A 21228-nucleotide genomic window follows, 5' to 3' on the forward strand; every position below is an offset into this window, starting at 1 on the left:
GACGCCTCCCGGCAAGACGACTAGGACTTGCAGAGCTCCTGGTGAAACGGTTCATTGGCATATCCGGCGCTAGGCTCGGACAGCGATGTCGGATATGAGGTGGCGAGACAGGTGATGTCGCGTTCCGGACACTCGGGTGATCTGGCCGGGCCGGACGGTTCGTTCGCCGGGGTCGGGCTCGGCGGCCTGGCGATCGGCGGCTTCGCGACGCCGGTGCGGCAGGGCCACCGGCACCGCTGGCACCAGCTCGCGTGGGCGGCCGAGGGCGTGGTCACCATCGGGACCCCGGGGCGTACGTGGGTGCTGCCGCCGGTCCGGGCCCTGTGGATCCCGGCCGGGGTGCCGCACACGACGGCCGCCCATGACGTGGTGTGGAGCCCGTATCTCCGGCCTGAGGCGAGTCCGGTGGATTGGAACGAGCCAACGGTCGTCGACGTCCCGCCGCTGCTGCGCGAGCTGATCGTTCACCTGGCGTCGCCGAAGCTGGCGAACGACGCCAGGGCCCGCGCCGAGGCGGTGGTGTACGACCTGCTCGAACCGGTCGAGGTCACGACCATCGAGGTGCCGATGCCCGCCGACGAGCGCGCCCGGCGCCTCGCCGAGGCCCTGCTCGCCGACCCGGCGGACGGCCGCACCCTGGACGCGTGGGGCCGGGAGGTCGGGGCGAGCAGCCGCACCCTGGCGCGGTTGTTCGACGCGGAGACCGGGATGAGCTTCGGGCGCTGGCGGACGCTGGCCCGCATGCGCGCCGCCCTCGAACTGCTGGCGGAAGGGGTCCCCGTGACGACGGTGGCCCGCCGTGTCGGTTATGTAACACCAAGTGCGTTCGTTGCCGTTTTCCGCCGGGCCTTCGGGGTATCGCCTCGAATGTATTTCCGCAACGCATAGTCTGCCGGGGTGATGGGCGAGTTTCTGCGGCGGTATCCGGTGCCGTTGGCCTTCCTGAGCGTGTTCGGCCTGGTGTGGCTCGTGCAGGCGATGTTGTCGCCGGACGCCAGCGCCGGCCTGGTCGGCTGGGCGAGCACCAACCTCTCGAACCTGTCGGTCAACCCGATCGGCACGATCGTGGCCTCCGCCTTCGTGGCCGAGGAGGCGCACGCCGTGCTGATGGTGGTGCTGGCCATCGGGATCTTCCCCGTCGCGCGCCGCTTCGGCAACCTGCGGACCATGGTCCTCATCGCCGTCGCCCACGTCCTCGGCACCGTGGTCAGCCAGGGGATCGCGTTCGTCCAGCTGCAACTGGGGCACTTGTCGGACTCCATCCGCACGATGCCCGACGTCGGGCCCTCGTACGTGCTGTCGGCCGCCCTCGTCGCCACCGTCCTGTACGGGCCGGGCCGGTGGCCGCGCCTGCTCGCGCTCGCCGGCTGGTGCGCGCTCGCCCCGTTCCTCTTCGAGGGCCTGCTCGTCCTCGACGTCGCCGCGGTCGGCCACGTCGTCGCGATGCTCGCCGGAGCCGTCGTGGGCGCCCTGCTGTTCCGCCGCGAGCGCCGCGGCGCACCGCGGCCGCCCGCGCTCGCCGAGGTCTAGCGGACGTCAGCCCTGGTCGGGAGTCGGAGCCGGGTTGTTCGACGGGCTCGGGCTCGGCTCCTGCGTGGGCGGTGTCGGCGGATTGTCCGTGGGCTCGGTCGGCGCCGGGTCGGGCGTGCCCGGCTCCTCGGTCGGCGGCGTCGGCGTCGGCGCCGGCTCCGTCGGAGTCTCCTCCGGCGGTGGTGTCGGCGTCGCCTCCGGCGGCGAAGGCGAGTCCTCGGGCGGCTTGGGCTTGCCCTCGTCCGGCGGCGGGGTGGTGCCCGGCTCGCTGGTGGGGACCGGCTGCGACGGGGTGCCGCCGCCACCGCCGGCCGAGGGGAGCGGCGCGGCGCCCTGGTCCGGGGCGCCGCTGACACCACCGCCGGTGTCGCGGGGGGTGCCGGTCGAACTGGGGCTGCTCGTGCCGGTCTGGTTCGGGTGCGTGGCGGGGAGGCTGCTCGTCGAGTCGGTGTTGCCGCTTCCCTCGGTCGGCACCAGCGACGAGGCGCCGTCCCCGGCCGCCGGCCACGAGACGAGCAGGCCCGCGGCGGCCGCCGCGGACGCGGCGACGCCAGTGATCGCGGTGATGCTCTTGGCCCGGCGCCGGGTGCGGCCCTTCGACGCGGCCTCGGACCCGATCACGACGACCGGGTTGGACGTGGCGATGCCGGGCAGGGGACCGGTCAGCTCGCCCTCGAACGCGGTGAGGACGTGCTCGCGCAGCCAGGCGGGCGGCTGGTCCGGCGCGCGGCGGGCGAGCAGCCGCGGCAGCGTGCCCTTCTCGAACGCGGCGATGATCTCCAGGCTCTGCGGCCCGGTCTCGCGCATGAGGACGTCGAGCACGGCGCGCTCGAACCGCTGGCGCGCGACGTTCAGCAACTGGCGGGCGGTGTCGGGCGCGATGCCGAGGACACGGGCGATGTCGTCGATCTCCAGCCACTCGCCGTCGTGCAGCAGCAGCATCTCGCGGTGGTCGGCGCGCAGCGAGCCGGCCGCGCGGAGCACCGGGTCGGCGGCGGACGCGGCCGAGGCGAGGGCGAAGCCGCGGTCGAGGGCGCCGCGTTCGACGCAGGTCGACCGGGCGAGGGCGTACATCCAGAGCACACCGTCCCCGCGCGGCGGATGCTGGACCGTCGCCGCGAAGGTGTCCGTGACCGCCGCCGCCGCGTCGTCGCCGACCAGCGACCAGCAGTAGGCGTACAGGCGGGCGGCGTGCGCGTCGTAGAGGGTCCCCGGGTCCCCGCGCATGCTGACCTCCGTGGTGTCCGAGTTCCGGGCGATCGGTTCTTGGGCAAACCGGTGGAATTGGGACTGTAGTGGAACCCGGCCACCCGTGCGAAGCGCGGTCACGGTGGGCTAGTCACACTCACCCGGGGTACCGAATCCGATGAGTTTGATCACGTTCACAGTCAGTTCATGTCTTTTGCTCCGGATTACTTGATTACTGATCCGGTTCACCAGGGAAACTCGAAACTGTTGTCGAACGAGGGGGTTCGGGTGAACCGGAACCGGGTGTCCGAGGACGACGTCCACCAGTACATACGCGGGGTCTGTTTCAAGAACGGGCCTCCCGGCACGGTCGGCGCGGAGACGGAATGGTTCGTCGAGGACGTCGCGGCGCCGGGCGCCCACGTCCCGGTGAGCCGGCTGCAGGCTGTTGTGGCGGCGGCCGGTCCGCCGCCGAACGAGAGCAAGGTCACATACGAGCCGGGCGGGCAGCTGGAGCTCAGCTCGGCGCCCTTCCCCGGCCTGGCGCCCCTGCACGAGGGGTTGTCCGCCGACCTCGCGCACGTCACCGAGGCGCTCGCCGCCGCCGGGCTCGCGCTCACCGGCCACGGCGTCGATCCGGAGCGGACGCCGTTCTTCCAGGCGGACCATCCGCGCTACGAGTGCATGAGGGGCTACTTCGCCCAGGAGTTCGAGGAGGTCGGCATGGCGATGATGTGCTCGACGGCCTCCGTCCAGGTGTGCGTGGACATCGGCGCCGATCCCGCCGACGCGGTGCGGCGGTGGCGGCTCGCGCACGCGCTCGGGCCGGTGCTGGTCGCCGCGTTCGCCAACTCGCCGCTGCGGGCGGGGCGCCGCACCGGGATGCGCTCGACCCGGCAGGCCATCTGGGCCGGCCTCGACCCGTGCCGGACCGCCGCGCCGGTGGGGGACGACCCGGCCGACGCGTGGGCGCGGTACGCGCTGGACGCGCGGGTCATGGTCATGCGCACCCCGGACGGCGGCTGGCTCGCCGACCCCGGGATGACGTTCCGTGAATGGCTCGACAAGGGCGAGCCGGGCCTGGCCGACCTGGAGTACCACCTGTCCACGCTCTTCCCGCCGGTCCGGCCGCGCGGCTGGCTGGAACTGCGCATGATCGACGCCCTGCCCGAGCCGTACTGGCCGGTGCCCGTCGCCGTCGCGACCGCGCTCCTCGACGACCCGCGGGCCGCCGCGGCGGCGGAGGCGGCGACCGAGCCGGTGGCGGACCGCTGGGCCGAGGCGGCCCGGTGCGGCCTGGCCGACCCGCCGCTGGCGCGGGCCGCGCGCGCGTGCTTCGCCGCCGCGCTGGAGGCGCTGCCCAGGCTGGGCGCTCCGGGTTTGGTGCCGCTGGTGGCCGCGTACGCCGACCGCTACGCCGACCGGGGCCGCAGCCCCGCCGACGATCACCTGTCCCGAGCCGATGACCGTTCACGAGCCGAGGAGAACCTGACGTGGCCCCGATGAAGCCACTGGACACGATGGACGAGCACGCGCTCAAGGAGCTGATCGCCGACGAGCTGGGCCGCGTCCGGGACCGCAGCCTGGGGCTGACCACCGACGTGCTCGACGAGGCCGAGCTGGTCGGCCAGGTCTCGCCGCTGATGTCGCCGCTGGTGTGGGATCTGGCGCACGTCGGCAACTACGAGGAGCTGTGGTTGCTGCGCGAGGCGGCGGGCGTCGAGCCGATGCGGCCGGAGATCGACACGCTGTACGACGCGTTCGAGCATCCGCGCGCCGAACGTCCTTCGCTTCCGCTGTTGCAGCCGCGCGAGGCGCGCGCGTACATCGAGACCGTGCGCGCCAAGGTGCTCGACTCGCTGTCGTCGGTGCGGTTCGACACCGGCGCGCCGCTCACGTCGGGCGGGTTCGTGTACGGGATGGTCGTGCAGCACGAGCACATGCACGACGAGACCATGCTCGCCACCCATCAGCTCCGCAAGGGAGGCCCGGCCCTCCTCGAACCGACCGGCGAGGCGTTGCGGCCGTCGCCCACCGGGGGCGAGGTGCTGGTCGAGGCAGGGCCGTTCCAGATGGGCACGTCTGACGACCCCTGGGCGTACGACAACGAACGCCCCGGGCACACCGTCGATCTGCCGTCGTACCACATCGACGCCGAGCCGGTCACGAACGCCGCGTACCTCGCGTTCATGGAGGCGGGCGGCTACGACGACCCGCGCTGGTGGGACCCGAAGGGCTGGGAATGGCGGACCACCGGGAACAAGCACGCCCCCGCGTTCTGGTCGCGCGAGGGAACGGGATGGGTGCGGCGCCGCTTCGGCCGCACCGAGCCGGTGCCGCCCGCTGAGCCGGTTCAGCACGTCTCCTGGTACGAGGCGGACGCGTACGCGCGGTGGGCGGGCAAGCGCCTGCCGACCGAGGCCGAGTGGGAGAAGGCCGCGTGCTGGGACCCGGTCGCCGGCCGTTCCCGCCGCTACCCATGGGGTGACGTGTACGAGGACGACCGGGCCAACCTCGGGCAGCGCATGCTCAGGCCCTCGGAGGCCGGGTCGTACGAGAAGGGCGCCTCGGCGTACGGCGTCCGGCAGATGATCGGAGACGTGTGGGAATGGACGTCCTCGGACTTCCACGGCTACCCGGGCTTCCGCTCGTTCCCGTACAAGGAGTACTCGGAGGTCTTCTTCGGGCCGGACTACAAGGTGCTGCGCGGCGGCTCCTGGGCGACGCATCCGCTGGCAGTCCGGGGGACGTTCCGCAACTGGGACTATCCGATCCGGCGCCAGATCTTCACCGGCTTCCGCTGCGCAAGATCGACGGCGGAGCCGCCGATCTTGCGATCCGGGGGGCGTGGGGGGTCGTCCCCCCTCGGGAAGCAGGGCTGCGCTCGCTCGGTGGGTGAGGGCTGATGTGCCGTCACCTCGGTTACCTGGGACCGGCGCGCACGCTGAGCTCGCTCCTCTACGACGGGGAGCACTCGATGGAGCAGCAGTCGTACGCGCCGCGCATGACCCAGGGCAACCTGCTCAACGCCGACGGCTTCGGCATCGGCTGGTACGAGGACGACGGCGGGGCCAGGCGGTTCCGGCGGGCCCAGCCGATCTGGACGGACGTCTCATTCCGCGAGATCGCCGGCGTCGTCCGGGCGGGCTGCGCGGTGGCCGCGCTCCGGTCGGCGACCTCGGGATTCCCGGTGGACGAGTCGTGCGCCCAGCCGTTCCGTGCCGGGACGCGGCTGTTCAGCCACAACGGCAAGGTCGAGGGGTTCGCCGGAGTCGAGAGCGAGCTCCGCGAGCTGGCGGGCGATCTGGCCGAGGTGCCGGACGCGCGGGCGCCGGTCGACTCGGCGCTGCTGTTCGCCCACGCCGCCCGGCTGTGGCGCGACGGCGCGTCCCTCGGCGACGGCCTCGCCGAGGTGGTGCGTTCGGTGTCCGCGCTGGCGCCGGGCCGCTACAACCTGCTCGCCGCCGACGGCACCGCGCTGGCGGCCACGACCTGGGGCGACTCGCTCTTCGTCCGGACGACCCCGGAGGTGATCTGGCTCGCCTCCGAACCGATCACCGAGGAGGCCGGCTGGGAGCCCGTGCCCGACCGTTCGCTCGTGACCGCCGACTTCGCGTCCGGCGTCCGCATAGACCCGTTCTGACCGTCTGTGCCCCGTTCGGGGGGTGTGGGGGTGTCTCCCCCACAAAGAAAGGAACCTGTGGATCAGTATCTGACCGCTGACGACCTTGCCAAGACGCTTCGCCAGGACGTACGGGAGGGCCTCACCGGCACGCCGAAGACGCTGCCGCCCAAGTGGTTCTACGACGAGCGGGGCAGCGCGCTCTTCGAGGACATCACACGGCTCGACGAGTACTACCCGACCCGGCGCGAGCGCGAGATCCTCGTCACCCGCGCGACGGAGATCGCCCGGGTGACGGGCGCGGAGACCCTGCTGGAACTGGGCGCGGGTTCGGGGGAGAAGACCCGGCTGCTGCTGGCCGCCCTGAGCCCCACGCTCCGCTCGTACGTGCCGGTGGACGTGAGCGGCGACTTCCTCACCGAGGCCGCCGGGCAGATCGCCGCCGACCATCCGGGGCTGGCCGTCCGGCCCGTCGTCGCCGACTACGAGCAGCACCTGCACCTGCTGCCCGGCGGCGACCGCCGCCTGATCGCGTTCCTCGGCGGCACGATCGGCAACATGCCGCCGGCGACGCGCGTCGGGTTCCTCGGCGGCGTGCGCGCCACGATGGGCGAGCACGACGCGCTGCTGATCGGCGCCGACCTCGTCAAGGACACCGGCCGGCTCGTCCGGGCCTACGACGACGCGGACGGCGTGACCGCGGAGTTCAATCGCAACGTGCTGCATGTGATCAACCGTGAGCTCGACGCCGGCTTCGTGCCGGGCGCGTTCGAGCACGTCGCGTACTGGAACACGGCCGAGGAGTGGATCGAGATGCGGCTCCGTTCCACCCGCGACCAGGCCGTCCGGGTGGGCGGGCTCGATCTGGAGGTCGCGTTCGCCGCCGGGGAGGAGATGCGCACGGAGATCTCCGCGAAGTTCCGGCCCGAGCGCATGGAGGCCGAGCTGGACGCGGCCGGGCTCAAGCTCGCCGAGTTCTGGACCGACGACGCGGGGGACTTCTCGCTCTCCCTCGCGCGGCCCGCCTGAGGCGTGCCCTGGCCCTTAGTCCTTGCGGGCCGGGTGCGCCAGGCCGAGGCGCTTGATGTCGTCGACCAGCCGGGTGGCCAGGTAGCGGTGGCCCTCGATGGTCGGGTGCACCCCGTCCGGGCGGATGTACACCGGCGCGTTGCCGGTGTGGGCGGCGCGGTTGCCGGTGATCCAGCGTTCGGCGATCGGGTCGATGAACGGTATCTTCAGCTCCTGCGCGACGCCGCGCAGCACGTCGCGGATCGCCAGCGCGGTCTGCGGGGGCGTCTCGTTCCCCCAGATGGGCCCGATCAGCACCATCGGCGTGCCGGGCCAGCGCTGCTTGGCGCGGCTCAGCAGGTCACGCGCGGCCTGGCCGGTCTGCACGGCGGGGTACTTGCGGTCGTTGTGGCCGCCGGAGACGATCAGCAGGTCGGGTGCGGGCCGCCAGCCGAGCTGGCTCTCGAACAGGCCCAGGAACGCCTGGCCCGCGGGCTTGACCGTGTCGGCGTTCTTGCGCCGCGTGCCGGTGGCGACGAAGCCGGTGCCCGCCTTGCCCGCTGCGACGACCTGCCAGCCCAGCAGCCGTGCCGCCGCCGGGGCGTAGGTGGTCTCGGGCTGGCTGCCGCGTTCGCCGACGGTGTAGCTGTCGCCGAGGATCATCACGACCGGGGCGGCCGGCGTGCCCGCCCCCGAGCCGCCCCGTGCCTGCGACGCCTCGCGCTTGACCGGTGCGCCGCCGAACTCGCCGCACGCGGTCGCCGGGAGGAGACCGAGGCACAGCGACAGGATCGCCGCGCCGCGGCGGGCGCGGCGAGATGACATGGAAGGACCACCAAGTGATTCCGGGAAGGCGTCGCCGCATCTTACCGAGGCGCCGCATAACGCGGACCTAACGCGAGGTCTCCGGCGATCATTGTTGCCCGATATGTTCCGCCACGTCCTAGATATCCCCTACACCGGACAACCTTGCCAGTGATTGCTGGAATTCATAGAGAAGTGACAAGCCCCCGGGATCGGTGGCGATGGATAGTGAGCGCATGACCCCAGCGCTCGCCCGGGCCGCCGCGATCGGCTGCGCCGCCCTCTCCGCACTGACCGTCTCCGCGTTCGCTCAGCCGGCCTCCGCCGCCGGTCCATGGCACACCGTGCCCCTCCCCTTCTTCTGGCCGAACGCCCACCTGGCGGACGTCGAGGCGGAGGCCGCCGACAAGGTCTGGGTCGCGGGCGGCCAGGGTTCGTTCTGCATCCAGTGGTTCCCGATGACGCCGTGCGCCGCCTCCAGCGACGGCAACCCCGTGGTCCGGCGCTGGAACGGGTCGGGCTGGACGGAGTACCCGGTCAACGGCTGGTCCGGGCAGGGCCGCATGCAGCGGGTCGCGGCCGGCGGGGGAGAGGTCTGGGCACGGGGCTACTCGTTCACCACCGGCCAGTACCTGGCGAAGTTCGACGGCTCGGCGTTCGTGCCCGCCGCCCCGCCGGGATCCGGTGAGCTGGGCCTGCTGCGCGCCGGGGCGGCCGGAACGTGGGCGTCCACGACGTCCGCCGCCGTGGACCACCTCTTCCGCCGTACGGGCACCGGCTGGACACCCTCGGAGGTGCCCGCCTCCCTCAAGTACATCGGCGACCTCCAGGCCCGCACCGCCGACGACGTGTGGGCGGTGGGCCAGACCTACCCCGACCACGCCACGTACGGCGTCGAGGACGTCCCCGCGATCGCCCACTGGAACGGCACGTCGTGGACGAGCGTCCCGGCGCCCACGCAGGAGCCCGCCGCCACCGAACGCGTCCTCAAGGTCGCCCCCGCCGGCCCCGACGACGTCTGGGCCATCACGTTCAAGTCCCTCATCCACTGGAACGGAGGCTCCTGGACCGTGATCCCCGTCCCGGAGACGACGGCGGAACTGAAGAACGTGGTCGTGGACGGCGCCGGGACCCCGTGGGTCGTCATGTCGAACACGGCGGACGGGCTCCGCTACCGGCTGTACCGCTACACCGGCGCGTGGGAGCAGGTGCCCGTTCCCTCCACGACCTCCGTCTCCGACATCGACGCCGTCCCCGGCGCCGGCACGGTGTGGGGCGTCGGCAGCAACGACCGCTGGCCCGCCGCGTTCACCAACGGGTAGGCGGCGGGACGCGGGCGCCACGCGCGAATGGCCTGGTCCGGTCGCGGGCGGGCGGCGTGCCGCCTGGCCGGCGTCATAGGCTGGTTCCGTGGCCCAGTGGACGGAGGCCGTCATCGCGGACGTGGTGCTGCCCGGGTCCCGGTCGGCCCGCGAGCCCGGCCGGGGCATCAAACGAGGCCGCCATGGCCTGGCCCCGGAGACGGTGGCGGAGATCCAGCGCGACCGGCTGGTCGACGCGTTCGTCGAGGTCGTGGCCGAACACGGGTACCCGCAGGCCACGATCAGCCGCATCACCCAGGCGGCCGGGGTGACCAAGAAGGCGTTCTACGACCATTTCGCCGACCGCGAGGAGTGTTTCCGCGCCGCCTGCGAGCAGGGCACCGACCTGATCGTGGCCCGGGTCGAGGAGGCCCGGAAGGGCGCCGGGTCCTGGCCGGACGGCGTGCTGGCGGGGATGCGGACGCTGCTGGACGTCCTGGCCGGGCAGCCGCGGTTCGCACGGGTGTCGGTCGTCGAGATCAACTCGGCGTCGCCCCCGGTGCGGCGCGGGCGGGCGCGGTACCTGGAGGGTTTCCGCACGTTGCTGACCGACCCCGAGCCCGGCGTGGCGGGCGTCCCGGAGGCGGTGGCGGACGCGGTCATCGGCGGCGTCTTCAGCGCCATCTACATGAAGGTCGAGGCCGGCCGGACGGCGGAACTGCCCGAACTGGCCTCCTCGCTCACGTATTTCGTGCTGCTTCCCCTGCTGGGAAAGCAAGGGGCGGCCCGGGAGCTGGCGCGGATGGGCCAAGCTCCTTGAAGGCGTCGCCGAGGTCGGTGTAGGGCAGCAGCGTGAAGCAGGTCATCGCCGGGAGCAGCTCGGGCAGCTCCGCCGTCCGGCCGGTGTCGACGTAGTCGAAGATCGTGCCGTAGACGCCGCCGATGATCGCGTCGTGGATCGCGTCCGGGACGCGCGGGTGGCCCGGACGGTCCAGGAACGGGCGGTAGCCCGACATCACCCGGAGCCGGGCGCGGCGGGCCCGGGGCCCGGCCGAGGTGGCCTCGACGACGGACACCCGGGTGAGGGCCGGAGCGCTCGCCATGACCTCGAACATGACGCGCAGGCCGGCCCGGATCCCGTCGTGCCAGGACGGCTCGGCCCGGTAGGCGCGGCTGACCTGGGTGTGGAGGACGCCGCAGCCGTGCTCGTACGCGGCGAGGAAGCAGTCCTCCAGGCCGCCGAAGCAGGCGTGGAAGTCCCGCTCGGTGAGCCGGGCCTCGGCGGCCACGGCGGCGGCGGTGGTCCGGGCGACACCCTGCCCGGCGGCCACCCTGACGAAGGCGTTGATGAGGCGAACGCGCCGGTCCGGCTCTTCCGGCATCCGGGCCTCCCGTCTGGCCGACCCCGTCCGATCACCCCGCCCGCTCACGCTAGCGGTCGGTACTCGGTTGTGGCCAGGCGCCAGGGCCCCTAGGCGGCGGACTCCGGCTCGGCCAGGGGACGCAGCTCGTCCGCGTAGCTCACCGAGACGCGGCGCATCAGGCCGTCGTCGTCGATGGAGTACTGCCCGAGCCGCCAGAGCGGCGGTGAGTACGCGTGGATCGAGACGCTCGCCGCGTCCACCCCGACGAGCCGGTGGATGTGGTCGGAGCCGAACGAGAACGACGCCCCCTCGGGGATGACGGTCCTGACGTGGGCGCCGCCGATCCGCGGGTTGCACTCCTCCAGGGCGCCCGCGACGACCCGTACGGCTCCCGAGGAGATGTCGTGGTCGTGCCAGCCGGTGTCGTTCTCGGGGGTCCAGCAGAGCAGCCAGACGTCCACGTACTCGTCGCGGTGCAGCGAGGCGTAGTGGCGCCGGCCGGCGGAGAAGGCGACGTGCTGCCGCCAGAGTTCGGGCCGCTCGGCGAGCCCGTCCACGAGGGCGCGCAGCTCGCGGCGGTCGAGCGGCCGGTCGGGGAGGTCGTCGAAACCCGGGTCGTCGAGACGCGTGGCGGTGTCGCGGACGCAGGTCGTGACCTCAGGCGGCATCGGTCGGCTCCTTTCGTTCAGTCGGGCGGTGTTCAGCCGGGCGGCGGGGTCAGGAGGCGGTGGGGGTTGGTCACGCGCAACGCGTGGTGCGCGGCGTCGCCGAGCGCGAGGTCGGCGGGCCCGGCGTAGGGCCGGTCCGTGCCGTGGACGATCACGTCGATGCCGAGCGCGCGGACGGCGGCGTCGGCGGCGCGCGGCCCGTACGACGAGGTGTCGACGTATGCGCCGGGGTCGACCTCGCCGCGGCCGCCGCCACGGGCGGTCAGGCGCTCGCCGTGCAGGGGCGCGAGCCCCGCGAGCATGGCGAAGCACACGCGGAGGCGAGGATGACCGGCCCGGCCGAACGCGCGGAAGGCGAACCAGGCGGCGTGCATCTGCTGGACGTACGGCACCAGCGCCGGCCACCACGCGGGTGCGCCGGTGGAGCCGGGCGCGGGGCCGGGGTGGACGAAGAGCGGCAGGCCGCGCTGTTCGAGGACGTCGAGCAGCGGCCCGCACCGTTCGTATCCGGCGGCGTCGGCGAGCGCGGTGGCCGGGAGCTGGAGCCCGGCGAAGGCGTTGTCGAGGTCGGCGGCGAGCTGCCGGGCGTCGATCTCCCGTACGGACGCGGCGGCCCACGAACCGAACGGGTGGGGCAGCGTCAGCGCCCCGGCGTGGTAGGCGTCCAGCAGCGGCCGGCCCTCGTCGGCCGGAAGGTATTCGATGCCGAGCGGCGACGAGAGCGAGACCAGCGCGAGGTCGAGCCCGTCGGCCTCGGCCCGGCCGGCCCGGACGGCGGTGTCGTGGTCGGCCGGATTCACCTCGAAGGGCGGCTCGCCGTCCAGATGGAGCGTCCAGCCGTCCAGGTACGGGGGCGTGCGACGATCGCGGAGGGCCTCGACGAACGGGGCGCTCCACAGATGCTGGTGCACGTCGATGTGTCGCATAGCTCCTGGAAGGGGTTACTGAACCGCATCAGTTAACCGTTTCAGTGAACCGGTTCAGTACCCGGCGCGTCAAGTCGTGTCTCCTGGAAACGTCGGCCCGAACCCATAGGGTTGTGGAGTGCCGAGCAGGCGCAAGCGCGCGACCATCAGGGAAGTGGCGCAGGCGACGGGGTTGTCGCCTGCCGCCGTGTCGTATGCCCTGCGCGGCATCCAGACCTCGGAGGAGACCCAGGAACGGGTCCGCGCGGCGGCGCGGGAGCTCGGCTACGAGGCGCATCCGATCGCCCGCGCCCTCGCCAGCGGGCGCACCGGCATGGTGGGCCTGCTCTGCGGCTCGCTGGGCGACTACTGGCAGCAGTCCCTGGCCGTGGGCATCGGCCGCGAGCTCCTCGCCCGCGACCGCTACGCGCTGATCGTCGACGCGGGCGGCGACCCCGCCCGCGAGCTGGCCCTGGCCCGCCAGCTGCGCGACCAGCGGGTGGACGGGCTGATCGTCCAGCCGCTCGACCCGTCCGCCGAGCTCTGGGCCGAGCTGGCCGAGTCGACCCCGGTCGTGTCGATCGGCGACGCGCTGCGCGGCGACCACTCCCAGGGCGAGGTCGTCTTCGACAACCGGCGCGGCGTCACGCTCGCCCTGGAGCACCTGCACTCGCTCGGCCACCGGCGCGTCGCCGTCTTCAGCCCCACCCTCGCCAGCACCCCTGACCGTCCCGCCGACGTGCACGTCAACGCCGAGGCCGACCGGCTGGGCCTGCACGTCGACCTCATCGTCGCCCCGCAGAGCCTGCCGGCGGCGACCGAGGTGGCGACCCGCGTGCTGGCCGGCCGCGACCGGCCCTCCGCGGTCTTCTGCTTCTCCGACTCGATCGCCTACGGGGTCTACGCGGCGACCCGCGAGCTGGGGCTCGCCGTCCCCGGCGACGTGGCGGTCTGCGGGTACGACAACCATCCGATGTCGGCCCTGCTCACGCCGCCGCTGACCACCGTCGACTGGGACATCGACGGCATCGTGGCCGCCGCCGTCCGGCTGGTCGTCGAGGTCATCGACGGCACCCCGCGCCACCGCCGCGTCGTCCGCGAGCCCACCCTGCGCGTCCGCGCCTCCACCGGCTGAGCGCCGCTCGCGAAATTTCCGAGTGCTAGGCGAGGAGGCGGGCCAGGTGGGGCAGCAGGTCGGCCGCCACGGCGATGTCGGCGTCCAGCGGCCGGTCCTCCATCCGCGGATCGAGGACTCCCGTGGCCAGGTCGTGGGCGGCCTTCAAGGGCCCGCCGGAGGGCGTCCTGCCCTGCATGCGCAGGGCCCGGGCGGCGGCGACGAGTTCGCAGCCGAGCCCGATGCGGTACGCGGCGAGGGCGTCGGTCGTCGCGCGGGCCGACTGCGTGGAGAAGCCCGCGTGCTCCTCCACCCCCCGCGACAGCACCGCCCCGCCGAGGGCGGCCGGGGTCGCGTAGCGGCGGACGTCGGCCAGGGCGGAGTGCGCCACGTACTCCAGCACCATGATCCCGGACGAGGCCTCGGTGGCGGCCTGGAAGGGCGGCAGGCCCGTGAAGGACGGCTCGGTGAGCGTGCCGAGCCGGGCCGTCGACAGCGCCATGGTCTGGAAGAGCGCGGCGCGGGACGAGTCGAGCGCCAGGCCCACGTAGGCGGTGTGGAAGTTGCCGTTGTGCCAGACCGTGCGGCCCGCCCGGTCGATCAGGGGGTTCTCCGCGGCGGCGTTGATCTCCCGGGTGATCACGTCCTCGGCGTAGAGCGCGCTCTCCCGGGCCGGGCCGTGCACCTGGGGGAACGCGCGATAGCCGTACGGGTCCTGGATCCGGCCCGGCTCGGGGTGGTCCCAGGCGAGCAGCGTGCGCATCGTCGCGGCCACCTCGGCCTGGCCCGGATGGGGGCAGGCCTCGTGCACGTACGGCGCGTACGGCTCCTCCGACCCGCGCACCGCGAAGAGGGAGAGGGCCGCGACGACCGTCGAGGCGTCGAGCAGCATGCGCAGGTCGGTCGCCGCCAGCGCCGCCTCGCCCAGCGTGGCCGCGTTCGAGCTGATGAACGCGAGCGCGTCGGCCGACCGGAGCCGGAAACCCGGGCCGCGTTGCTGCCCGCCGTCGGGGCCGGGCAGCCAGGACCGCTCGCCGAGCAGGCACAGCGCCGTGGAGGCGAGCGCGGTGAGGTCGCCGGTGCCGATCGCCCCGTAGACGGGGACGGGCGGCAGCAGCCCGAGGTTGAGCACGTCGGCCAGCGGCTGCAGGACGCCGGGGTCCACGCCGGAGCCGCCCGCCGAGATCTGGTTGAGCCGGATGACCAGCATGGCCCGGACGATCTCGGTCGTGACCAGCGGGCCCGCGCCCGCGGCGTGGCTGCGGAGCAGGCGGAGGCCGTGCGCGTCGGCGTCCTCCCACTCGACGTCGACGACGCGGTTGGCGCCGACGCCGGTGGTACGGCCGTACACCGGGCGCGCCTCGGCCACCTCGCGGGCGACCCGCCAGGCCTGCCCGGCACGCGCGATCCCCTCGGCGGCCACGTCGACCGGCACGTCGTTGCGGCTGATCCGGGCCACCACGGGACAGGTCAGGGTGGTGCCGTCGATAACGATTCGGCTGTCGTCCACGGACAAACGTTACTTTCCGTAGTATTCAGATCGATATGCTTTGGAAGCGAGGCCCGGGCACGCCGGGACATTGGGCCGAGGATAGCGATTGACTACTGTGGGGTAGAGGGCCTACCCGATCTTCATTCATCCTGACCACGAGCGGAATGACGGCGTCGCACCGGCGCCCGACGAGGACGTGAATCGTTTGATCACCTTTGAGGGCGTGACCAAGCGCTATCCGGACGGCACCGTCGCCGTCGACACTCTCGATCTGGAGATCGCCGCCGGGCGGATCACCGTGCTGGTCGGCCCGTCGGGCTGCGGCAAGACCACCTCGCTCCGCATGATCAACCGGATGGTCGACGCCACCGACGGCGTCGTCGCGGTCGACGGCAGGAACGTGCGCGAGATCGACCCGCCCACGCTCCGCCGCGGCATCGGCTACGTCATCCAGCAGGCCGGGCTCTTCCCGCATCGCACGATCGTCGACAACATCGCGACCGTGCCGTTCCTGCTCGGCTGGGACAAGAAGAAGGCGCGCGCCAAGTCGCACGAGCTCATGGAGCGGGTGGGGCTCGATCCCAAGATGGCCAAGCGCTACCCGGCCCAGCTGTCGGGCGGGCAGCAGCAGCGCGTGGGCGTGGCCAGGGCCCTCGCGGCCGACCCGCCCATCATGCTGATGGACGAGCCGTTCAGCGCCGTCGACCCGATCGTGCGGGCCAGCCTGCAGGACGAGTTCCTCCGGCTGCAGAACGACCTGGAGAAGACGATCGTCTTCGTCACCCACGACATCGACGAGGCGATCAAGCTCGGGCACAAGATCGCGGTCTTCCAGGTGGGCGGCAAGCTCGCCCAGTACGCCACGCCGGAAGAGATCCTGGACTCCCCGGCCGACGACTTCGTCCGCGACTTCCTCGGCGGTGACCGCGGCATCAAGCGGCTCCGCTTCACCCAGGAGCTGGACGCCGAGGAGGCCGCCGAGCGGCGCGCCGCGGTCGCCCCTGAGGCCGTCTCTGATTCCGGCTCGACGGCGGCGGAGCGGTGAGCCCGATGTACACCGTCCTGGCGATCGGGGACGACGGCGAGCCGCTGATCCGGTGGGACTGGATCTCGCGCAACTGGGACGACGACATCATGGAGGCGCTCAAAGAGCACCTGATCCTGTCGTTCACGCCCATCCTGCTCGGCTTCCTCATCGCGCTGCCGCTGGGCATCGCGTGCGCCCGGTGGCGGCGGTTCTACCCGCCCGTGCTGGCCGTCACCAGCGTCCTGTACGCGCTGCCCGCGATCGCGCTCTTCGTGGTGCTGGTCGCGTTCACCGGGCTGACCTACACGACGGTGATCATCCCGTTGACCCTCTACACCCTGTCGGTGCTGGTGCCGAGCGTCGTCGACGGCCTCGGCTCGGTACCCGACCACGTGCGCAAGTCGGCCACCGCCATGGGCTTCGGTGAGACGCGGCGGATGGTGCAGGTCGAACTCCCGATCGCCATCCCGGTCGTGATGGCCGGGCTGCGGGTGGCCACGGTCTCCAACATCAGCCTGGTCAGCGTCGGGGCGATGATCGGGATCGGCGGGCTGGGCGAGCTGTTCACCGACGGCCTGCGGCGCGACTTCCCGACGCCGCTCGTCGTGGGGATCGTGCTCATCATCGCTCTGGCGTTCGTCTCCGACCTGGTGCTGCTGCTGATCCAGCGCCTGCTCACCCCGTGGGAACGCGGCCGCGGCGGAGGCAGGCGGGTCCGGCAGGAGAAGGAAGTGCTCGCGGGCGGAGGTGCGGCGTGAACGCGATCCTCAACGCGCTGAAGTGGTTCGGCGAGTCCGAGCAGTGGACCGGCGTCGACGGCATCCCGCACCGGCTGCTCGAACACCTCTGGTACTCGCTGCTCGCGTTCGCCCTCACCGTCCTGATCGCGCTGCCGCTCGGCCTGCTGCTGGGCCATGTGCGCCAGGGCCGGCTGGCGGCGATCAGCGGCTTCGCGGTGACCTCGTCGGCCAACGCGGCGCGCGCCCTGCCCACGCTCGGCCTGCTCATCCTGGCGGTGGTCCTCACCTCCGCGGGAGACCTGGTCCCCATCCTCATCCCGCTGATCGTCCTCTCGGTACCGCCCGTCCTGGTCAACGCCTACGCGGGCGTCCAGCAGGTCGAGCCGGGGCTGCGCGACGCGGCAGAGGGGATGGGCATGACCGCCCCGCAGGTCATCCTGCGGCTGGAGCTGCCGGTGGCGCTCCCGCTCGTCCTGCTGGGGCTGCGCACGGCCGCGATCCAGATCGTCTCCACCGCCACGCTGGCGGCGTACGTCGGGCTGGGCGGCTTCGGCCGCTACATCGTCGACGGCTACGCCCGCCAGGAGTACGACCGGATGGCCGGCGGCGCCATCCTGGTCGCCGTGCTCGCGGTGCTCATCCAGGTCGTCTTCACGGCGCTGCGCCGTTTCGTCGTCTCGCCGGGGACCCGGCTCCAGTACGCCGGGTCCTGATCACGGCATCGGACGGGCTGCTCACAGGCCCTTCAGGAAGGAACGAGATATGTCCCGGTTCATTCGAGGCGCCGCGGTCGCGCTGGCCGCCACGCTCGCGCTCGCCGCGTGCGGTGACAGCGGCGGCGACGACCCGCTCAAGGGCGGCGACAAGGGCGGCGCCGGGGGGACCATCACGGTCGGCTCCGCGGACTTCGCCGAGAGCGAGGTCATCATGGAGCTCTACGCGCAGGCCATGGAGGCCAAGGGCGTCAAGGTCGAGCGCAAGCCCAAGATCGGCGCCCGTGAGGTCTACTACGGCCAGGTCGAGAGCGGCGCGATTCAGGTGTTCCCCGAGTACAACGGCGCGCTGCTGGCACGGGTCGACAAGACCGCCACCGCGTCCACGACCGAGGAGGTGGACGCCGCGCTCAAGACCAAGCTGCCCGCCTCGCTGGAGATTCTCACCGCCTCCAAGGCCGAGGACAAGGACGCCCTCGTGGTGACCTCGGACACCGCGACCAAGAACAAGCTCAAGACCATCGAGGATCTCAAGCCGATCGCCAAGGACGTGGTCGTCGGCGGCCCGCCGGAGTTCAAGACCCGCCAGCAGGGCATCGTCGGGCTCGAGAAGGTCTACGGCCTGAAGTTCAAGCAGTTCAAGTCTCTCGACACCGGGCCGATCACGCTGTCCAACCTCACCAAGGGGCAGATCCAGGCCGCCAACCTCTTCACGACCAACCCGGCGATCGCCAAGGAGAAGCTGGTCGCGCTGGAGGACCCCAAGAACGTCTTCGGCGCGCAGAACGTCGTGCCGCTCGTCTACAAGTCCAAGGTGAACGAGACCGCCCGGGCCGCGCTCGACGCGGTGTCGGCCAAGCTCACCACCCAGGACCTCATCGACATGAACGGCAAGATGGAGACCGAGAAGGCCGACCCCGAGGACGTCGCCAAGGAGTGGCTCAAGAAGTCCGGTCTGGCCTGATCTGATTGCTTTCACGACTTCAGCCCCGAGCCTGGCGGCTCGGGGCTGAATCGTGCAAGCGGCGAGCACGACATCGCTTCGCGATCTTCGTGTGAAGCTTCGCCTGGCGGCTTGCTCCAGCTCAGTCAGCGCGCTCGCGGTGGCTGGTGTTCACCCTCTCGGCGGGTGGCCGCCGAGACGGGTGGTGAGGTCCGCGGCGGCGGCGCGGACGCGGGTGGCGAGCTGCGGCCAGGTCTCTTCGGGGCGCTTCTCCTTGCGGAACGTGACCGTGATGGCCGCCATGGGGTGGCCGGTGTGGTCGAACGAGCAGGCGGCGATGCTCGCGAGGCCCTCGGTGACGTAGCCGTCCTCGCTCGACCAGCCGCGCCGGGCCTCGTCGGCCAGCTCCCGCCGCAGTTCCCGGAGGGATGAGGGGCCGTGGCCCGTCCGGTCGACGAGGGGGCCGGGGAAGAGCGCGCGGATCTGGGCGGAGGGCAGCTGGGCCAGCATCGAGCGGCCGCTCGCCGTGAGGTGCGCGGGGATCCGGACCCCGACGTCGGTGACGAGCGTGGCGTGCCGGCGGGGCTGCTCTTTCAGCAGGTAGAGGGTCTCGGCTCCGTGCAGGACGCCGAGCTGGGCGATGTCGCCGACGCGGTCGACCAGGCGTCTCAGCAAGGGGCGGGCAAGGCGCTCCAGGGGGCCGTGCCGCAGGTAGGCCGAGCCGATCTCGAACGCGCCGACGCCGAGCCCCCAGCGGCGCTCTTCCGGCAGGTAGGCCACGAAGCCGTCCTCGGCCATGGCCGTGAGCAGGTGATACGTGCTCGATCGGGGCAGATCGAGGGATCGCGCGATCGCCGAGGCGGGCAGCGGCCCGGCCGATCCGGCCATCAGCCGCAACACCGCGAGGGCCCGGCGGGCGGCGGGAACCTGGCTCATGGCTGCATCATGAGGCCATTGTCTCGTATGTGAGACACATCGGCCGGCGGGGCCCTACGGCGGGGCCGCCGTGGACGATCCAATGGTGGGTATGAGTTTCGGCATGGGGGACATGCACATCGAGGTCGGACCGGAACCGCTGACCTTCGATCAGGTCGTGGCGGTGGCCCGCGACGGCGCACCGATCACGCTGACCGGCGAGGCGCTCAAGGGGATGGCGGCCACCCGGGCGCACATCGACGAGCTGTCCGCCCGGCCGACGCCCGTCTACGGCGTCTCCACCGGCTTCGGCGCGCTGGCCACCCGGCACATCGCGCCCGAGCTGCGCGCCAAGCTGCAGCTCAACATCGTCCGCTCGCACGCGGCGGGCTCCGGCCCCGAGGTCGAACGCGAGGTCGTCCGCGCGATGATGCTGCTGCGCCTGCGCACGCTCGCGTCCGGCCGGACCGGCGTGCAGCCGGTCACCGCGCAGACCCTGGCGGCGCTGCTGAACGCGGGCATCACGCCGATCGTGCACGAGCACGGCAGCCTGGGATGTTCGGGTGACCTGGCCCCGCTCGCCCACGTCGCGCTGGCGCTCATCGGCGAGGGCTTCGTCCGGGACGCGAGGGGCGAGCTGCGGCCCACCGCCGACGCGCTTGCCGAGGCCGGAATCGCGCCCGTCGCGCTCGGCGAGAAGGAGGGGCTCGCGCTGCTCAACGGCACCGACGGCATGCTCGGCATGCTGGTTCTGGCGATCCGCGACCTGCACCGGCTGCTCACCGCCGCCGACCTGGCCGCCGCGATGACCGTCGAGGCGCTGATGGGCACCGACCGGGTCTTCGCCGCCGACCTCCAGGACCTGCGCCCCCATCCGGGCCAGTCCACCTCGGCCGCCAACCTGCGCGCCCTCCTCGACGACTCGGAGATCATGGAGTCGCACCGGGGCCCGGACTGCACCCGCGTCCAGGACGCGTACTCGCTGCGCTGCTCGCCGCAGGTCCACGGCGCCGCCCGCGACACCCTCGCCCACGCCGAGCTCGTCGCCTCCCGCGAGCTGGCCTCCGCCGTGGACAACCCGGTCGTGCTCCCCGATGGCCGGGTGGAGTCCAACGGCAACTTCCACGGCGCGCCCGTCGCGTACGTGCTGGACTTCCTGGCCATCCCGGCCGCCGACGTCGCCTCGATGTCCGAGCGCCGCACCGACCGCATGCTCGACAAGGCCCGCTCGTTCGGCCTCCCGCCGTTCCTGGCCGACGACCCGGGGGTGGACTCCGGCCATATGATCGCCCAGTACACGCAGGCGGCGATCGTCTCGGAGCTGAAGCGGCTGGCCGCCCCCGCCAGCGCGGACTCGATCCCCAGCTCGGCGATGCAGGAGGACCACGTCTCGATGGGCTGGAACGCGGCGCGCAAGCTGCGCCGGACGGTCGACGGGCTCGCCCAGGTCGTCGCCATCGAGATCCTGACCGCCGCCCGCGCCCTCGACCTGCGGACGCCGCTGCGGCCCGGCCCGGCCACCGGCGCCGTGGTCGCCGAACTGCGCGAACGGGTCCCCGGCCCGGGTCCCGACCGTTACCTGGCGCCGGAGATCGCGGCCGCGACCGAGCTCGTCCGCGACGGCCGTCTCGTCGCCGCCGCCGAATCCGTCACCGGCCCACTCACCTGAGATTCATGTCCGCCACCACCTCCATCCGCACGCGAGCGCGCTACCTGAGTGGAGAGCGAGCCGAAGGCGAAGCTCTCCGCGAAGATCGCGAAGCGATGTCGCCCTCCCGCTACACCCCCCGCCCAGCCGCCCTTACAAAGGACAAGCTGCGCTTGCCAGCCGCTCTTGCGGTTCGGTCCCGAGCCACCAGGCGAGGGATCGAGGCCGCGAAAGCAATGAAAGGAG

At 72.5% G+C, this 21228-nt stretch carries 20 protein-coding genes and 1 pseudogene; 14 read left to right on the forward strand and 7 right to left on the reverse strand.

The features are described from left to right. The first annotated feature begins 114 nt into the window (after nucleotides 1-114). Together ACGFNU_RS08225 and ACGFNU_RS08230 are read left to right on the forward strand one after the other, a co-directional pair. Complete coding sequence (locus ACGFNU_RS08225) at nucleotides 115-888, forward strand: helix-turn-helix domain-containing protein (RefSeq protein WP_392591382.1); 774 nt, start codon at nucleotides 115-117, stop codon at nucleotides 886-888. Between the two features lie 12 nt (nucleotides 889-900). Then, a complete protein-coding gene (locus ACGFNU_RS08230) occupies nucleotides 901-1530 on the forward strand; it encodes a rhomboid-like protein (protein WP_392591383.1) in 630 nt (209 codons plus the stop codon). A gap of 6 nt (nucleotides 1531-1536) precedes the next feature. Here ACGFNU_RS08230 and ACGFNU_RS08235 read toward each other — a convergent pair whose 3' ends face one another. Beyond that, a complete protein-coding gene (locus ACGFNU_RS08235) occupies nucleotides 1537-2757 on the reverse strand; it encodes a hypothetical protein (RefSeq protein ID WP_392591384.1) in 1221 nt (406 codons plus the stop codon). A 249-nt stretch (nucleotides 2758-3006) separates the two neighbouring features. Between ACGFNU_RS08235 and egtA the strand changes: the two genes are divergently transcribed. The 4 genes from egtA to egtD are packed head-to-tail and all read left to right on the forward strand — an operon-like array spanning nucleotide 3007 to nucleotide 7369. After that, a complete protein-coding gene (gene egtA, locus ACGFNU_RS08240; RefSeq protein WP_392591386.1) occupies nucleotides 3007-4224 on the forward strand; it encodes an ergothioneine biosynthesis glutamate--cysteine ligase EgtA in 1218 nt (405 codons plus the stop codon). Then, nucleotides 4221-5624: an ergothioneine biosynthesis protein EgtB gene (gene egtB / locus ACGFNU_RS08245; RefSeq protein ID WP_392593445.1), complete on the forward strand. Its 1404-nt coding sequence runs from the start codon at nucleotides 4221-4223 to the stop codon at nucleotides 5622-5624. The genes egtA and egtB overlap by 4 nt, the downstream gene beginning before the upstream one ends. Next, a complete protein-coding gene (egtC, locus tag ACGFNU_RS08250) occupies nucleotides 5624-6361 on the forward strand; it encodes an ergothioneine biosynthesis protein EgtC (protein ID WP_392591387.1) in 738 nt (245 codons plus the stop codon). The genes egtB and egtC overlap by 1 nt, the downstream gene beginning before the upstream one ends. Before the next feature lie 57 nt (nucleotides 6362-6418). Next, nucleotides 6419-7369, forward strand: coding sequence for an L-histidine N(alpha)-methyltransferase (gene egtD, locus ACGFNU_RS08255; protein ID WP_392591389.1), 951 nt, complete (start codon nucleotides 6419-6421; stop codon nucleotides 7367-7369). Between the two features lie 15 nt (nucleotides 7370-7384). On the opposite strand, the gene ACGFNU_RS08260 is transcribed toward egtD, so the two are convergent. Beyond that, on the reverse strand, nucleotides 7385-8173 hold the full coding sequence (locus ACGFNU_RS08260; RefSeq protein WP_392591391.1) for an SGNH/GDSL hydrolase family protein: 789 nt from the start codon (nucleotides 8171-8173) through the stop codon (nucleotides 7385-7387). A gap of 215 nt (nucleotides 8174-8388) precedes the next feature. Here ACGFNU_RS08260 and ACGFNU_RS08265 point away from each other — a divergent pair, with 215 nt between their 5' ends. Together ACGFNU_RS08265 and ACGFNU_RS08270 are read left to right on the forward strand one after the other, a co-directional pair. Continuing rightward, entirely contained in the window at nucleotides 8389-9474 is a 1086-nt protein-coding gene (locus ACGFNU_RS08265; RefSeq protein WP_392591393.1) for a hypothetical protein, read from the forward strand. Between the two features lie 88 nt (nucleotides 9475-9562). Continuing rightward, entirely contained in the window at nucleotides 9563-10273 is a 711-nt protein-coding gene (locus ACGFNU_RS08270) for a TetR/AcrR family transcriptional regulator (protein WP_392591395.1), read from the forward strand. On the opposite strand, the gene ACGFNU_RS08275 is transcribed toward ACGFNU_RS08270, so the two are convergent. The 3 genes from ACGFNU_RS08275 to ACGFNU_RS08285 all read right to left on the reverse strand — a co-directional run bounded on the left by ACGFNU_RS08275 (nucleotide 10194) and on the right by ACGFNU_RS08285 (nucleotide 12411). Continuing rightward, a complete protein-coding gene (locus tag ACGFNU_RS08275; RefSeq protein ID WP_392591397.1) occupies nucleotides 10194-10835 on the reverse strand; it encodes a hypothetical protein in 642 nt (213 codons plus the stop codon). The two genes, ACGFNU_RS08270 and ACGFNU_RS08275, sit on opposite strands and share 80 nt — an antisense overlap. Nucleotides 10836-10924: 89 nt before the next feature. Further along, nucleotides 10925-11485, reverse strand: coding sequence for a cysteine dioxygenase (locus ACGFNU_RS08280; protein WP_392591399.1), 561 nt, complete (start codon nucleotides 11483-11485; stop codon nucleotides 10925-10927). A 32-nt stretch (nucleotides 11486-11517) separates the two neighbouring features. Beyond that, nucleotides 11518-12411, reverse strand: coding sequence for an amidohydrolase (locus ACGFNU_RS08285; protein ID WP_392591400.1), 894 nt, complete (start codon nucleotides 12409-12411; stop codon nucleotides 11518-11520). Between the two features lie 118 nt (nucleotides 12412-12529). Here ACGFNU_RS08285 and ACGFNU_RS08290 point away from each other — a divergent pair, with 118 nt between their 5' ends. Next, complete coding sequence (locus ACGFNU_RS08290; protein WP_392591401.1) at nucleotides 12530-13525, forward strand: LacI family DNA-binding transcriptional regulator; 996 nt, start codon at nucleotides 12530-12532, stop codon at nucleotides 13523-13525. A gap of 25 nt (nucleotides 13526-13550) precedes the next feature. Here the strand turns inward: ACGFNU_RS08290 and ACGFNU_RS08295 are convergent, their stop codons facing one another. Beyond that, a complete protein-coding gene (locus ACGFNU_RS08295; RefSeq protein ID WP_392591403.1) occupies nucleotides 13551-15014 on the reverse strand; it encodes an aromatic amino acid ammonia-lyase in 1464 nt (487 codons plus the stop codon). 187 nt (nucleotides 15015-15201) lie between these two features. Here ACGFNU_RS08295 and ACGFNU_RS08300 point away from each other — a divergent pair. The 4 genes and pseudogenes from ACGFNU_RS08300 to ACGFNU_RS08315 all read left to right on the forward strand — a co-directional run. Continuing rightward, a pseudogene (locus ACGFNU_RS08300) lies at nucleotides 15202-15945 on the forward strand (ABC transporter ATP-binding protein); the annotation flags it as partial. Between the two features lie 101 nt (nucleotides 15946-16046). Further along, nucleotides 16047-16781, forward strand: coding sequence for an ABC transporter permease (locus tag ACGFNU_RS08305; protein ID WP_392593447.1), 735 nt, complete (start codon nucleotides 16047-16049; stop codon nucleotides 16779-16781). Next, complete coding sequence (locus ACGFNU_RS08310) at nucleotides 16778-17476, forward strand: ABC transporter permease (protein WP_392591405.1); 699 nt, start codon at nucleotides 16778-16780, stop codon at nucleotides 17474-17476. Before ACGFNU_RS08305 ends, ACGFNU_RS08310 begins: the two co-directional genes overlap by 4 nt. Before the next feature lie 49 nt (nucleotides 17477-17525). After that, nucleotides 17526-18440 carry an ABC transporter substrate-binding protein gene (locus ACGFNU_RS08315; protein WP_392591407.1) on the forward strand — a complete coding sequence of 305 codons (915 nt, stop codon included), beginning with the start codon at nucleotides 17526-17528 and terminating at the stop codon, nucleotides 18438-18440. A 150-nt stretch (nucleotides 18441-18590) separates the two neighbouring features. Here ACGFNU_RS08315 and ACGFNU_RS08320 read toward each other — a convergent pair whose 3' ends face one another. Continuing rightward, the gene (locus tag ACGFNU_RS08320) at nucleotides 18591-19355 is read right to left on the reverse strand and encodes an IclR family transcriptional regulator (RefSeq protein ID WP_392591409.1); all 765 of its coding nucleotides are present in this window, start codon (nucleotides 19353-19355) and stop codon (nucleotides 18591-18593) included. 103 nt (nucleotides 19356-19458) lie between these two features. Between ACGFNU_RS08320 and hutH the strand changes: the two genes are divergently transcribed. Then, on the forward strand, nucleotides 19459-21003 hold the full coding sequence (gene hutH / locus ACGFNU_RS08325; protein ID WP_392593449.1) for a histidine ammonia-lyase: 1545 nt from the start codon (nucleotides 19459-19461) through the stop codon (nucleotides 21001-21003). Nucleotides 21004-21228: the final 225 nt, after the last annotated feature.

It is taken from the genome of Spirillospora sp. NPDC048911 (assembly GCF_043198015.1).
In the GTDB taxonomy this organism is placed as follows: domain Bacteria; phylum Actinomycetota; class Actinomycetes; order Streptosporangiales; family Streptosporangiaceae; genus Spirillospora.